Source organism: Plantactinospora endophytica, from assembly GCF_016862915.1.
Lineage (GTDB): Bacteria > Actinomycetota > Actinomycetes > Mycobacteriales > Micromonosporaceae > Plantactinospora > Plantactinospora endophytica.
In genome coordinates this window covers 147851-160498 of the sequence record NZ_BONW01000005.1, presented here as the reverse complement: position 1 = coordinate 160498, position 12648 = coordinate 147851, and the positions used below count along the sequence as shown (strand labels likewise).

General features: G+C 73.0%; 8 protein-coding genes and 1 pseudogene. 2 read left to right on the top strand and 7 right to left on the bottom strand.

Annotation, left to right across the window (positions count from 1 at the left end; translation table 11 throughout):
* Positions 1-72: 72 nt before the first annotated feature.
* On the bottom strand, positions 73-1287 hold the full coding sequence (locus tag Pen02_RS08125) for a helix-turn-helix domain-containing protein (protein ID WP_203865315.1): 1215 nt from the start codon (positions 1285-1287) through the stop codon (positions 73-75).
* 504 nt (positions 1288-1791) lie between these two features.
* Here Pen02_RS08125 and Pen02_RS08120 point away from each other — a divergent pair.
* Both Pen02_RS08120 and Pen02_RS08115 read left to right on the top strand, forming a co-directional pair.
* The gene (locus tag Pen02_RS08120; RefSeq protein WP_203865314.1) at positions 1792-2694 is read left to right on the top strand and encodes a DNA-formamidopyrimidine glycosylase family protein; all 903 of its coding nucleotides are present in this window, start codon (positions 1792-1794) and stop codon (positions 2692-2694) included.
* A gap of 249 nt (positions 2695-2943) precedes the next feature.
* Positions 2944-6606: a multicopper oxidase domain-containing protein gene (locus tag Pen02_RS08115; RefSeq protein ID WP_203865313.1), complete on the top strand. Its 3663-nt coding sequence runs from the start codon at positions 2944-2946 to the stop codon at positions 6604-6606.
* A gap of 15 nt (positions 6607-6621) precedes the next feature.
* Here the strand turns inward: Pen02_RS08115 and pspM are convergent, their stop codons facing one another.
* The 6 genes and pseudogenes from pspM to rimO form a co-directional block, all read right to left on the bottom strand.
* Positions 6622-7401, bottom strand: coding sequence for a phage shock envelope stress response protein PspM (gene pspM, locus Pen02_RS08110; RefSeq protein WP_203865312.1), 780 nt, complete (start codon positions 7399-7401; stop codon positions 6622-6624).
* A gap of 106 nt (positions 7402-7507) precedes the next feature.
* Positions 7508-8374: a PspA/IM30 family protein gene (locus Pen02_RS08105; RefSeq protein WP_203865311.1), complete on the bottom strand. Its 867-nt coding sequence runs from the start codon at positions 8372-8374 to the stop codon at positions 7508-7510.
* A gap of 706 nt (positions 8375-9080) precedes the next feature.
* Positions 9081-9354, bottom strand: a pseudogene (locus Pen02_RS08095) (helix-turn-helix domain-containing protein); the annotation flags it as partial.
* A gap of 256 nt (positions 9355-9610) precedes the next feature.
* Positions 9611-10135 (bottom strand): CinA family protein, encoded by a 525-nt coding sequence (locus Pen02_RS08090; RefSeq protein ID WP_203865310.1) that lies wholly within the window; start codon positions 10133-10135, stop codon positions 9611-9613.
* 180 nt (positions 10136-10315) lie between these two features.
* Positions 10316-11026, bottom strand: coding sequence for a CDP-diacylglycerol--glycerol-3-phosphate 3-phosphatidyltransferase (gene pgsA / locus Pen02_RS08085; protein WP_239140248.1), 711 nt, complete (start codon positions 11024-11026; stop codon positions 10316-10318).
* Between the two features lie 97 nt (positions 11027-11123).
* The gene (gene rimO, locus Pen02_RS08080; protein ID WP_203865309.1) at positions 11124-12632 is read right to left on the bottom strand and encodes a 30S ribosomal protein S12 methylthiotransferase RimO; all 1509 of its coding nucleotides are present in this window, start codon (positions 12630-12632) and stop codon (positions 11124-11126) included.
* Positions 12633-12648: the final 16 nt, after the last annotated feature.

Sequence of the window (12648 nt, the reverse complement as noted above, 5' to 3'; positions counted from 1 at the left end):
GGCGCCCCGCCGCATCCAGTTGACTACCGAACGTAGATGCGACGAAAGCGGAAAGAGGTAGGGTTCGTACCCCTAGTGCGCGAGGCCGACCTTCACGGCGAGATCGTGGGCACGGCGGCGATGGGGGCCGGAGCCCTCGATCATCTCCAGCACGATCGACCGCGCGTGTCCGTTGTAGCGAATCGTCTCCGGGGCCGTCTCGTACGCCAGGTCCAGGGTGCCCACCGTGGCTGCGGTGTCGTTGCGCAGGTGGTGACCGCGAGCCACCTCGATCAGGTGACGTGCTCGGCGTGGCCGAGACGGGATGGCGTTGGGGTCCGACCGGTCCGCGTGGCGCAGCGCCTGCCCGGCCTTGCGCAACTCGACCTCCACGGTGACGGCGTGCGGGGCCATCATGACCTTGCTGAAGCTGGACCAGCGTTGGTAGAAGGTATCCGGCAGCCGTTTCGCCACCCTCGCCGCGATGTCCAGATGGTGCCACGCCCTGCCGGCCTCGCCCGATCGCGCGGCTGTGAGCGCAGCCTCAACCTGAAGGGCGCCCGACATCGCCAAGAGATCGTCGGACGCGTCGGGCAGCGCCGGCTTCACCGCCGCCAGCGTGTCCAAGGTGATGGCCATCGCGGTGTCCCAGTCACCGGTGTCGCGGTGGGCCGCCGCCGCGAACCACGTCGCACCGGCCAAGGCCAGCGGATCGTCCGCTTCCTGCGCGGCCAACATCGCCCGGTCAACCGTCCGCCAGAGCAGATCGCCGGCCGGCTGGTAGGCCAGGAACATCTGCGTCAGGCCCAGTGCGTCAGCGAGGCTCGCCTGCGCCTGCCGTCGTTGGTCGCCACGGGTCGCCCGAGTGGCGTGCTGGGCGTCGCGGATCAGGCCCGGCAGGAGTGCGCCGACCACGGTCCGGTGATCCGGCGCGGCATGGCGAGCCCGCCACGCGCTGTCGAGGCGAGCGCGGATGTGGTCAAGCGGCGGCGGCTCGGCGTCGAGTGCGACCGGCCACCGATTCAGCGCTTCACGCACCGCCGGGAGATGGGCATGGCCAGGGCCGACGCTCACCGCGACCGGCTCGTCCGGCGTCGCCAGTGCCGCCAGGTCGACGCGCAGGGCCTTCGCGACCTGGCTGAGCATGTGCAGTCGGGGAGGGAGGAGCCGACCAGTCTCGACGGCCTTCACCCACTCCGCCGAGCGGCCCACGAGTCCTCCGAGGACAGCCCGCGTCTTGCCAGCGCGTTCTCGATGGAACTTGATCCGCTGGCCGACGGTCATGGTTGGCAGCCTGCTGGCGTCCATGCTGTGCTCCCAGGTAGCGGTCTGGGTGGCGGGGCGGTCGCCGCTACTCCGGCGCCCACCCACCTTGGACGGTACACCGGTGATCGGTCTCCGAACGCTGGCGACGATCGGCGGTCGGGCCGGCCGGTCCGACCCGGTAGATGTTCGCCGCCGCGAACCAGGCCGTCGATTGACCGCAGGTCGGGCGACGGCTGACCGGCGGGAAGGCATTCCTCTTTTCAGGGTCGTGGCTCAGAGTCACGATCGTGACTCTGAGCCACGATGCTCGTTCGGGACATCGCGGCGAGGGGCGAGTGGCGGTCGGTCCAGTCAGCTTCGGTTCGCCAAGGAGCGTCGGGCGCGCGTCCGTGGGGAACAGGATCACGCCTGTTCCACACCTGGTGTCCGTTCTGTCCCGCGATCTCCAATCCTGATCCGGCGACGCCGGTGACGGCAGGCCGGCGACCTGCGGATCGTCCGGCGCGTGCGGTGCCGGACGCGGTACGGCTGGGAGAGGATGGACGGGTGCCCGAAGGCGACACCGTCTGGAACACCGCCCGTGCGCTGCACCGCGCCCTCGCCGGTGACCGGCTGACCGCCACCGACTTCCGGGTACCACAACTGGCCACCGCCGACCTGACCGGCGCCACCGTGCTGGAGTCGGCCGCCCGGGGCAAGCACCTGCTGCTGCGCTTGCGCGTCCCGAACAGCGACGGGCTGCGCGCCCAGGACGGCGACAGGCTGCGCGCCCAGGACGGCGACGTGCAGCGCGTCCCGGACGGCGACGGGCTGCTCACCCTGCACTCCCACCTGCGGATGGACGGCGCCTGGCGGGCGTACGCCCCGGGCGAGCGCTGGGCGGCCCGGCCCGCGCATACCATCCGGGTGGTACTGCGTACGGCCGACGCGGTTGCGGTCGGCTATCACCTGCACGATCTGGCCCTGATCCCGACCGCCGAGGAACCGTCGCTGGTCGGGCATCTCGGACCTGACCTCCTCGGGCCGGACTGGGACCCGACCGAGGCGGTACGGCGGCTTGCCGCCCAGCCGGCCCGGAGCATCGCCGAGGCGCTGCTCGACCAGACCAATCTTGCCGGGATCGGCAACCTCTACAAGTCCGAGCTGCTGTTCCTGCGCGGGGTGTCGCCGTGGACACCGGTCCGGGAGGTACCGGATCTGCCCGGCATGGTGGCCCTGGCGCACCGGCTGCTGATGGCGAACCGGGGACGCTGGACGCAGAGTACGACCGGGTCGCTGCACCGGGGCCGGACCAGCTACGTCTACGGCCGGCGGTCCGAGCCGTGCCGCCGATGCGGCTCGACGATCCGGAAGCAGGACCAGGGCGAGCGGGTCACCTACTGGTGCCCGGTCTGCCAGCCCGAGCCCGGCCGGCGCCTCCCCGCCGGACCCGGCCGCCCCACGCACTGACGGTCACCCAGCCGCAGCATTCGGGCGTGCCAGTTCGAGATTCGAAACGTTTTCACCAAGCTGGCGACCGTATCCAACACTGGCCGTAAGCGGTTGACTGCTTACGGATCGTCAGCAGCTTAGCGGGCGGGTCGGGGCGGACCGGTCGGGCTTGAGGTCGCCGGCCCACCTCGGCGGCGGCGCGGAACTCCGGCCGCTGGCGGACGGAGCGGTCCCCGTCGAGCTGATCTCCCGGGAAGGGGTGCGGTCATGTTCAAGAGGTTCGCGGCGAGCCGGGCGGCCCGGGCGGAGCAGGCCAGACGACAGCACGGGACCAGCGGGGAGACCGACACCGGCCAGGCACCGGGAGCGGTGGTGCCGGCCGCCCGGACCAGTGCCGATCCGGTACCGGTGGCGGCCACCCTGGATCCGACCGCCCCACCGGACTACTTCGGATTCGTACCCAACTTCGCCCACAGTCCGCTGCCGGTCTGCGACGGCGACGGGCGGGTGACGCCGGGCACCGGGATCCGGAAGTTCGTCACCTCACTGCCTCGGGCCGGCGACACCCCCAACGAACTCGGCAACCTGATCCCGATCGCGGTGCCGGACACCACCAGCTATCCGGGCTGCGACTACTACGAGATCGGCGTGCAGGAGTACCACCAGCAACTGCACCCCGACCTGCCGCCGACCCGGCTGCGCGGCTACCGGCAGCTCAACAACGGTACCGACCCGACCGGGCACAACACGGTGTCCCCGCCGCCCCGGCCGTACCTGCTCGGGCCGCTGATCCTGGCTCAGCGGGACCGGCCGGTCCGGGTCAAGTACGTCAACCGGTTGCCGGTCGGCGAGGCGGGGGCGCTGTTCCTGCCGGTCGACCCGACGCTGCGGGGCGCCGGTACCGGCCCGCTCGGCGGCACCGAACGCTATCCGCAGAACCGTTCCGCCGTGCATCTGCACGGTGGGCGTACCCCGTGGATCAGCAACGGCGGCCCGGCGCAGTGGACGACGCCGGCCGGCGAGCCGACGTCGTACCCGCGCGGCGCCGGCCACGCCAGCGTGCCGGACATGCCCGAACCCGGCGCCGGGGCGACCACCGCCTACTATCCGAACCAGCAGAGCGGCCGGCTGCTGTGGCTGCACGACCAGGCGGAGGGGATCGCCCGGCTCACCGTCTACTCCGGACAGATCGGCCTCTACCGGCTGGACGATCCGGTGCAGCGGCAACTGGTCGACGACGGCGTACTGCCGGCCGAGGAGATCGTCCTGGTGCTCCAGGACCGGACCTTCGTACCCGACGACACCCAGCTCGCCGCCCAGGACCCGAGCTGGGACGTGGCGGCCTGGGGCGGGCTGGGCAGTCTCTGGTTCCCGCACGTCTACATGCCGAACCAGAACCCGTACAACGAGTCCGGGACGAATCCGATGGGGCGGTGGGACTACGGTCCCTGGTTCTGGCCGCCGTTCACCGGGATCACCTCCGGCGCGGCGCCGAACCCGTATTACGATCCGGTGGCGCGGCCGTGGGAGCCGCCGGTCCAGCCGGGCACCCCCACCCCGTCGGCGGTGCCGGACGCCTTCCTGGACACCCCGCTGGTCAACGGGGCCGCCTACCCCTACCTGCGGCTGCGGCCGGCGGCGTACCGGTTCCGGATCCTGAACGCCTGCAACGACCGCAGCCTGAACCTCCAGCTCTACTACGCGGCTTCGGACGCGCCGATGTGGCAGCCGGACGGCACGCTGCGGGACGGCGACTCCGGCGAGGTGCCGATGGTCGCTGCCCGGCCGAACCCCGACTTCCCGCCGAGCTGGCCGACGGACGGCCGGTGCGGCGGGGTGCCGGACCCGAACGCCGCCGGGCCGGACTGGATCCAGGTCGGCTCCGAGGGCGGCCTGCTGCCGGCGGTGGCGGTGCTGCCCAGCCAGCCGATCAACTACCAGTACAACCGGCGGGACGTGACGGTGCTCAACGTCACCGAGCACGCCCTGCTGCTCGCCCCCGGCGAACGCGCCGACGTGGTCGTCGACTTCTCCTCCGTGCCGCCCGGCTCGAACCTGGTCCTCTACAACGACTGTCCGGCACCGATGCCCGGCTTCGACCCGCGCAACGACCACTACACCGGCGCCCCGGACCGGACCTCGTCCGGCGGGCCGCCGACCACCCGCCCGGGTTACGGCCCGAACACCCGGACGCTGATGCAGATCCAGGTGGTCGGCACCCCGGCGCCGCCGTTCGACACCGAGCGACTCCGGGGCGCGCTTCCCCGGGCGTACGGGGAGAGCCAGCCCCCGCCGATCGTGCCGCAGAAGGCGTACGACGCCGCGTTCGGCACCGCCACACCCCGGAACACGTACGTGCCGATCGAGGACACCTCGCTCACCTTCACCCCGTACGGCGGCACCGACCCGGTGACCCTGCCGTTGCGCCCCAAGGCGATCGTCGCCGAGTTCGACCCCGAGTACGGCCGGATGAACTTCCTGCTCGGCACCGAGCTGCCGAAGACCAGCGCGCTGATCCAGACCACCATCCCGCTGACCCGGATCGACCCGCCGACCGAGGTGCTGCTCCCCTCCGATCCGGCCGCCCCGGTCGGCTCCCCCGGCGATCACACCCAGCTCTGGAAGATCACCCACAACGGGATGGACACCCAGGCCATCCACTTCCACCACGTCAACGTCCAGCTCGTCAACCGGGTCGGCCGGGACGGCGCGATCAAGCCGCCGGAGCCGAACGAGGTCGGCTGGAAGGACACCGTCCGGATGAACCCGTTCGAGGCGACGGTGGTGGCGGTCCGGCCCACCCTGCCCGAGCCGATGCCGTTCACCGTTCCGGACAGCGTCCGGCTGCACGACCCCGGCCGACCGACCGGGACGTCGGACGGGTACACCCAGGTCAACCCGGAGACCGGTGAGCCGGCGATGGTGACCAACCGGGCCTACAACTTCGGTTGGGAGTACGTCTGGCACTGCCAGTTGCTCGGCCACGCCGACCACGAGATGGCCCGGCCGATGGTGCTGCGGTTCTCCCCGGCGGCACCGACCGGGCTGGCCGCCCGACCGGAACCCGGCTCGGCGACGGTGCTTCCGGCGGTCGTGCTCGCCTGGACGAACAACGCCCGCCGCCCGGCCAACACCGGTACGGCCCAGCCGCCGGCCACCGGCAGCCTGGTGCAGCGGGCCACCGACGTCGGCTTCACCCGGGGGCTGTGCCACTTCGCCGTCCCGGCCACCGAGAACCGGTACGTCGACTCGACCGTCACCCCCGGGATCACCTACTACTACCGGGTCCGGGCCGAGAACAGCGTCGCCCATTCGGCGTACTCGAACACCAGCAGCGCGCTGGTGCAGTTGCGGGCGCCGACCGGGCTGGTCGCCACCGTGGCCAGCGGGCCGCCGCTGCGGGTCAACCGGGGCTGGGTCAACCGGTCCTTCGCCACCAGCGTCGACCTGCAACGGGCCACCAACCCGACCTTCACCAGCGGGTTGGTCACCAGCACCGTGCCGGTCACCGGCACCTGCCCGGACCCCCGGGTCACCCCGGACACCACCTACTACTACCGGGTCCGTACCTGCTATCTCGGCGCCTCGTCACCCTGGTCGAACGTCTCCACAGTGGTCACCCCGGCGGTGCCGGCCACCCCGACCGAGCTGGCCGTGACGTCCGGCGGCGTGGCCGGCCAGGGCACCGCGAGCCTGGTGGTGACCTGGTCCGTCGCGCTCACCAGCGTGGTCGCCCGGTTCACCCTGCACCGGTCCACCAGCCCCGGCTTCAGCACCGGGCTGGTCACCTTCCCGATCCCGGGGGTGGCCCGCTCGTTCACCGACAACGGCCTGGCGCCGGACACCGTCTACCACTACCGCATCCAGGCCGGCAACGCCGCCGGTACGTCCGTGGTCAGCCGCTCGGTCTCGATGCGTACCCCGGCCTGACGGCCACGGTCCGACTCAGGACATCGCCTGCGTCGGGCCGGTACGGGAACGCAGGTCGGCCAGCCCTCCGGCCACGCCCCGGAGCAGGTCGGTCGCCTCGGTGAGCCGGGTCACCGACGAGTTGTCGTCGTACTCCCGACCCTCCTCGGCCACGAAGCCCGCCGCCGCCGCGACCAGCCGCTCGTACGCCGTCACTCCACCGTCGAGCTGTGCCGACAGGTGCCGGTGTGCGGCGTCCAACTCGGACCGGGTGTCCGCCGGTGCCACCCGCACCGCCCGGTGCACACTGGCCACCCGATCGGCGAGGTCACGCAGCGACTGCTCCGCCACCGCCGCCTCCAGCACCGCCGGACCGGCGGGACCGGTCAACCGCCCGGCGAGTCCGGCCATCGTGATGGCAGCCCGGTCCAGCCGGGCCCACGGTTCGGCGGCGGACGAGCCGCGCAGGGCGACCCGGGCGCGCTGCCGGCGTACCTCGGCCAGGGCCTGACGGCCGGCGGGCAGCCGCTCGACCGCGGCGACCAGCCGGGCGCGGACCTGTTCCGGATTCACCGGCTCCGGCGGTGGCGGCACCGGCTGCGCGGCCAGCGCCCGCAGGTCCACCCACCGCCAGATCGCCAGCATCACCGAACCGCCGGCCGCCGCCGTCCAGGCCGCGTCCGGCAGCCCCAGCCCCTGGTACGGGGTGAGGATCGCCGCCGCGCCGCCGAGCCCGCCCGCGAGCACGCTCCACCGACGGACCGACCGGCGCAGGCTCCGCAGCCGGCGCAGGTGTCGGGCTCGCAGATCCACCATCTCGGCCTTCCTCCCCGGACGGCCGCCGGTGCACACCGGCTAGGCCGCTCCCCCTATGGTCGCCGGCCACGGCCGGCCACACCCCGCGTTCGGTCGATCGGGCCGCTCAGCCGGCGGCGCTGCTGCCACCGCCGGCCTGCTTGTCCCGGCCCAGGCTGGCCCGGATCTCGTCCAGTCGGGCCACCCCGGCCGGGTCGGCTGCCGGAGTCGCCGGCCCGACCGCCGGGTTGGCGGCACCGCCGGCCAGCTTCTCGCCGGCCATGCTCGACCGGATCTGCTCCAGCCGGGACGCGCCGGCCAGGTCGAGGGTCGACTTCTGGATCTCCAGCATCCGGCCCTCGACCGAGTTGCCGGCCAACTCGGCCCGGCCCATCGCGTTGGCGTAGCGGCGCTCGATCCGGTCCCGCACCTCGTCCAGCGAGGGGGTGTTGCCCGGGGCGGCGAGCGCGGACATCGACTCCAGCGACTTGGCCACGCTCTCCTGCATCTTGGCCTGTTCGAGCTGGCTGAGCAGCTTGGCCCGCTCGGCGAGCTTCTGCTGGAGGATCATCGAGTTGTTCTCGACCGCCCGGCGGGCCTGGGCGGCGGCACCGATCGCCTGGTCGTGCAGGGTCTTGAGATCCTCGGTCGACTGCTCGGCCGCGACGAGCTGGGTGGCGACGGTCTGCGCGCTCTGCTCGTACTTCCCGGCCTCGGTCTCGTCACCGGCCGCCCGGGCCCGGTCGGCGAGCACCAGCGCCTGCCGGGCCATCCCCTGGAGGCGCTCGACCTCGGACATCTGCCGGGACAGCCGCATCTCGAGCTGACGCTGGTTGCCGATCACCGCGGCGGCCTGCTGGACCAGCGCCTGGTGCTGGCGCTGCGCCTCCTCGATGGCCTGCTGGATCTGCACCTTGGGATCGGCGTACTCATCGATCTTGGCGCCGAACAGTGCCATCATGTAGCGCCAGCTCTTGACGAACGGGTTCGCCATGTCCCGGTATCCCCTCAGTGTCATCACTCCGGTGGCCGTGTCGGCCGGTCCGGAAAGGCACCCGCGCGACACGATCTCCATCGTCCCAGGATCGCGCCACCCCGGCATACGACCTGAGGGGGATATCCACCGGATACGTCGCTAGGGGCCCACCGTAACGCGGTACGCCCCCGGCGAGCCACACCTTCCGGTGCGCGGGAACCGGGTGATCCCGGTCAGCCGACGCAGACGACGTCGCGCTCGGGGCTGGCGGTGGGACGAATCCGGCGGGTGGTCCGCAGGGTCGCCTTGAGCGCCGATTCCTGGCGTACCGTCACCGAGACGGTGCCGTCGGCGGTGATCTGCCGTACCGGCTCGGCACCGAGCTGGTGCACGCCGTTTTCGGCGAGGCTGCGCAGTGCCCGGTCGGCAACGGTGGGCCGGTGCAGCGACGCGTCGACCCGACCCGACTGGGCGGTGGCCTCGGCCAGCGCCGGCTCGGCCGCGGCGGCCTGGCGGACCGGTTCGGCCGGGCTGCCGGACTGCCGCACGGGCTCGGCCGCGTGCACCGGTTCGGCCCCGCGCACCGGTTCGGCGGCGACAGGCTGGCGGGCCGGTTCGGTCGTGGCTGCCTGGCGGGCCGGTTCCGGCTGCCGGGAGACGCCCCGTCCGGACTCCTCGGCCCGTCCGGCGGACTCGGTGCGCTTCGCGCCGTCCCGCCCCGACAGCGGGCTCTCCTGGACCGGCACCAGCACCCCGGGCAGCCCCTCGGCCACCTCGACGGTGTCGCTGACGTCCCGCAGCAGCTCGGAGAGTCGGGCGCCGAGCGCGTCACAGATCGCCGCCAACAGCTCGCTCGACGCTTCCTTCTGGCCCCGCTCGATCTCGGAGAGGTAGCCCAGGCTGACGTTGGCGGCGGAGGAAACCTCGCGCAGGGTCCGGTGCTGCCCCTGCCGGCGCGCCCGTAACGCGTCACCGATCACCCGGCGTAGCAGGACCATCGCACCTCCCGTGTCGCGGGCTCAGACCCTCCCGGACGTCGGACCGGCGCCGTCACGTCGACCCCGCCACACGATTCGGCGGTGACCCGCGACGTCGACTGCCCGAGCCTTCCCGCAACCGTACCCGGTACCGCCGCCGACGACATCCCGGCCCGCCAGTCCGATCTTCGCGTTCGGTCCGATCTTCGGACGCCGCCGGACGCCCCTGAGCCGCCAAACCCCACCCCTACCGGCGGACGCGACCGGGCCGGCTGGATCAGCGGGTACCGCCGACCGGGGTGCCGTCGGCCTCGCTGTGCAGCCGCTCGGCGAGCAGCCGCAGGGCGCCGGTGACCGCCCCGATCCGGATCCGCAGCCGGTTGCCGCTGAGCTGGAGTCGCCGTACGGAGGTGCCGGACGGTCCGGCCGCCGCCACGAAGACGAGTCCGACCGGCTTCCCGTCCTGCGGCTCGGGTCCGGCCACCCCGGTCGTCGACAGGCACCAGTCCGCGCCGCAGCGCGCCCGGCCGCCCTCGGCCAGTGCGACCGCCACGTCCGGGTCGACCGCACCCCGCTCGGCGAGCAGGTCGGCCGGTACCCCCGCCAGCGACGACTTCAACTCGGTCGCGTACGTCACCAGGCCGCCCCGGAACACGCTGCTGACCCCGGCGATGTCGACGATCGCCGCAGCCAGCAGGCCACCGGTGAGCGACTCCACCACCGCCAGCGTGGTACCCCGGTCGGCGAGCGCGTGCACGACCGCCGCAGCCGCACTGTCGGCCGCCCGTGCCGGATCGTCCATCGGTCCTCCTCCTCCGGTCTCCGGCGGTGTCCGGGTTCCGGTCCAGCCTGGCCATCGGCATGTCGACGGTCGCCCCCGGTCCCCGGTCGGGCCCGGGTGCCGGCGTGTCGAGCGGCGGTCGCGGGGTGCGCGGCCCGGTCGGGACCGGTCAACGCGCCGGACGCCGACCGGTCGGACCGGTCAGCGGGCCGGACGCCGCAGCCGCAGTGCCCGGACCACGTAGTCGAGCCCGGTGACCACGGTCACCACGACGGCCACGGCGAGGATCCACGGCCCGACACCGGCCGCACTCTCCGGCACCGGCCACAGGTACCAGACGATGGCCAGGATCTGCACCGCCGTCTTGGCCTTGCCGCCCCGGCTGGCCGCGATGACGCCGTACCTGATCACCCAGAACCGCATCAGGGTGATGCCGAACTCACGAACCAGGATGAGTACGGTGATCCACCAGGGTATCCGGTCATACCAGGACAACAAAACCAGGGCGGTACCGGTCAGCGCCTTGTCGGCGATCGGGTCGGCCACCTTGCCGAACGAGGTGACCAGCGCCCAGCGTCGGGCGATCCACCCGTCGACCAGGTCCGTCATCGAGGCGAACGCGAAGGTCAGGCAGGCGGCCACCCGCCAGCCGGAGTGCACCATCTCGGAGCTGACCACCAGCCCGACGAAGACGGGTACCAGCGCCAGCCGGAGCGCGGTCAGCCCGTTGGCCGCGTTGACCACCGGGACCGGACCGACCCGCCCGGACGGCGCGGAGTCGTCGCCCGCCCCCGGCCGGGTCGACTCGGCCGCCACCCCGGTGCCCGGCTTGGCGGTCGCCGCCGACTCGCCCCCGCCGGCCGGCATCGGCACACCCGCTGCGGCCGGTACCGAATCCGCCGCCTCGGTCACGACCGCGTCCCGACGTCGCGCAGGGTCGGCCAGGTCAGCACGACGGCGCCGACGTACCCCGGACAGGCCCTCGGCAGGACCGTCACAGTCACCCGGGTCACCCCGCCCCACGCGGCGCCGCCGAAACCATCTCCTCCGGTACGGCCACCAGGTCCACGCCCTCGGTCCCGGTGACAACGGCCCGGACCAGGTCGCCGGGACGTAACGCGGCCAGGTCGACCCCGCCGCCGTCCGGGGCGACCAGGGTGGTCGAGCCGTCCACCTCCGGCGCCTGGTGGGCCGCCCGGCCCTCCACCACGCCGTCGTCCACCGAGTCGACAAGCACCTCGACCACGGAACCGAGCCGCTCCTCCGCCCGCTGCGAGCACAGCTCGTCGGCGAGCGCGGAGAGCCGGTCGTAGCGCCGCTTGACCGTCGCCGACGACACCTTGCCGGACAGCGTGGCCGCCTCGGTGCCGTCCTCGTCGCTGTAGTCGAAGACGCCGATCGCGTCGAGCCGGGCAGCGCCGAGGAACCGCTCCAACTCCTGCACGTCCGCCTTGGTCTCGCCGGGGAAACCGACGATGACGTTGCTCCGCGCCCCGGCGTCGGGCGCGAACTCCCGGACCGAGGCGAGCAGTTCGAGGAACCGGTCGGTCGAGCCGAACCGGCGCATCCGGCGCAGTACCGCCTCGCTGGAGTGCTGGAACGAGAGATCGAAGTAGGGCGCGACGCCCGGTGTGGTGGCGATCACCTCGACCAGCCCCGGCCGGGTCTCCGCCGGCTGGAGGTAACTGGCCCGCACCCGGACGATGCCGTCGACGGCGGCGAGCTGCGGCAGCAGCTTCTCCAGCAGCCGGGGGTCGCCGAGATCCTTGCCGTACGAGGTGGAGTTCTCGCTGACCAGCACCAACTCCCGGACACCGGAGCGGGCCAGCCACTCCGCCTCGGCGAGCAGCTCGTCCGGGGTACGCGAGACGAAGGCGCCCCGGAACGCCGGGATGGCGCAGAAGGCGCAGCGCCGGTCACAGCCGCTGGCCAGTTTCAGCGAGGCGACCGGGCCGGAGTCCAGCCGGTGCCGCAGCACCGGGCGCAGGTGCGCCGGGGTGTGCTCGTCGGCCAGCAGGGTGCCGCCGGCCGGGCGGGCCGTGTCGCCGTGCCCCGGCACCACGACCGCGCCGCCGCGCCGGGCCACCGGGGTCAACGGCAGCAGTTCGCGGCGGTCCCGGGGGACGTGCGCCTCGATCTGCTTCCCGGCCAGCACCTCGTCCAGCCGGGCGGAGATGTCGGGGTAGTCGTCGAAGCTGAGCACGGCGCCGGCCTCGGGCATGCCGTCGGCCAGCTCCCGGCCGTACCGTTCGGCCATGCAGCCGGCCGCCACCACCTTGGCGCCGGTGTCGGCGGCGGCCAGCAGCGTCTGGATCGAGTCCTGCTTGGCCTTCTCCACGAAACCGCAGGTGTTGACCAGCACCACGTCGGCGCCCTCGCCGTCGGTGGTCACCTGCCAGCCGTCGGCGTGCAGCCGGGCGGCCAACTCCTCCGAGTCGACCTCGTTACGGGCACAGCCGAGGGTGAGCAGCGCGACACGGCGGCCGGCGGTCGAGGAGGAGGATGTGGCAGACACCATCCGAGGGTACCGGGAG